The following is a 1,698-nucleotide window of genomic DNA, read 5'->3' as shown; positions in this document are numbered from 1 at the left end:
GAGGCCACTGAAGAACTTACGCATTTTTCTTTGACGGCTTACGTAACAAACAAAAAGACATCCGTTTTTCCACCATTTGGGGACGGATGTCTTTTTGTTTAGTCAAATTCATCTGAATCATTCGGTAATTCTTAGTTCGTTAACTTTAAGATTCGTTTTAAATTTACAGCGAATATCGTCATTGCCCCCTGCATTTCCATGCCAAGCAGACCCGAGGATGTGGCGACATCATACCCGTGTCCATGTTTGAGTTCACTGTTCTTCGCTTCAATCTTGTAACGCTCCCTAGACTTCTCCTTGAAATAATCCGTCTCTTGGAAGGTCATTTGCTCGGAGTGCTCATCGGATTTAATGCTTACAGAATAGCTTTTGCTTTTGGCCCCTTCCTTATAGCAGCCCTCCTTGAGTGGGCAAAGCTTGCATCGCTCCACATCAAAGTAATACGTGTCCATTTGGTTTTTACCGACGCCCTTTTTGCCTTGCCGAGCCTTTCGGATTGCCATGTGACCAGCCGGGCACACGTACATTCCGGCATCTTTGTTGAATAAAAATTCGTCTTCTTTCTTGCGACCGCCTTGCGTGATGAGGGGATTGAGTTTGGCTACCAGTTCAATTTCATTGTTCTTCGTGTACGAGATGTTATCCTTTTCGGAATAGGCCGCATCTCCGATGACGGTTTTAACCTGCATGCCAGCTGCTTTGCTTTTTTCGATGAGCGTTTGCAACTGTTTGCCATCATTCTTTTCGCCTGTTGTAATGACAGCCGCTGTAATAATCCGTTCCTCCGTCATCGCGAGATGAGTTTTATATCCAAAAAATGCCGAGTTTGCGCTCTTATGGCCCACGCGCGCATCTGGATCCGCCGCTAAGCGAAGCTGCTCAACATCATCCGCAACCGTCTCTTTCAGCAAGTTAAGCGGCTCCAGAATTTTCGGCACTTGTGCAACGCCACTCTCGTTTTCGATGAAGTTGACGAGTTTTTGGCAGTACGCAATTTCATCTTCGAGTTCGCTCGTTGTATTCTTTGCCGGCATTTTGGTCTTGACCGACTCATCCATGATGTACACGGCTTTTCGTAATTTTCGTGCACGGTCTTGCAGAATTTCTTGGGGCGTTTTCTGGTTGTAGCGTGCTTTCGTATGCGTGGCGTCGACGATGATGGAGTTGCTCTTCAGGATATTCTGCTCGATGGCAAGTTCTACGGTCTTGCCGATGAGCATGTCCAAAAGGTTGATGTCTCTCAACCGCAGTTTACGGAACTTCGTTAAGGAACTCGGATCGATGACCGGGTCCTCCGGTGCCATGCCGAGGAAGTATTTGAATGACAGGTCGTACTTTGAACGCTCCACAATGTCGACGTCAGAGAGTTCAAAGATGGCTTTAAGCAGTAAATATTTAAACATGCGCACCGGATCGATGGCATTGCGTCCATTGTATAAACAGTATTTTGTTTCCAACTCTTCGTATATGAAAGTGAAGTCCACCAGTTCGTTGATTTGACGGAGCATATTGTCCTTCGGCACGACGATGTCATACAGTGCCGCATATGGACTCAGAACCAAGGTTTGTTGCTGCCGAATCATGCGCTCTCACCCGCTTTCCGTGATGCTTCAATTATACGACAAAAAAGGTATAGCCTCTTCAATTTTCTTGAAGGACTATACCTTTTCCTATGAGAGAGACTTTTTCAGTGGCCTC

1 protein-coding gene is annotated in these 1,698 nt (G+C 46.1%); it reads right to left on the bottom strand.

The window, feature by feature from the left end; genetic code table 11:
• Positions 1 to 131: 131 nt before the first annotated feature.
• A complete protein-coding gene (locus MJ257_RS24480; RefSeq protein WP_240271782.1) occupies positions 132 to 1,583 on the bottom strand; it encodes an IS1182 family transposase in 1,452 nt (483 codons plus the stop codon).
• Between the last annotated feature and the right edge of the window lie 115 nt (positions 1,584 to 1,698).

The organism is Paenibacillus timonensis (genome assembly GCF_022427145.1).
Taxonomy (GTDB): Bacteria; Bacillota; Bacilli; order Paenibacillales; family Paenibacillaceae; genus Fontibacillus; species Fontibacillus timonensis.
Note: the sequence above shows the minus strand (reverse complement) of the source record. Positions and strands in the feature narration are given on the sequence as shown.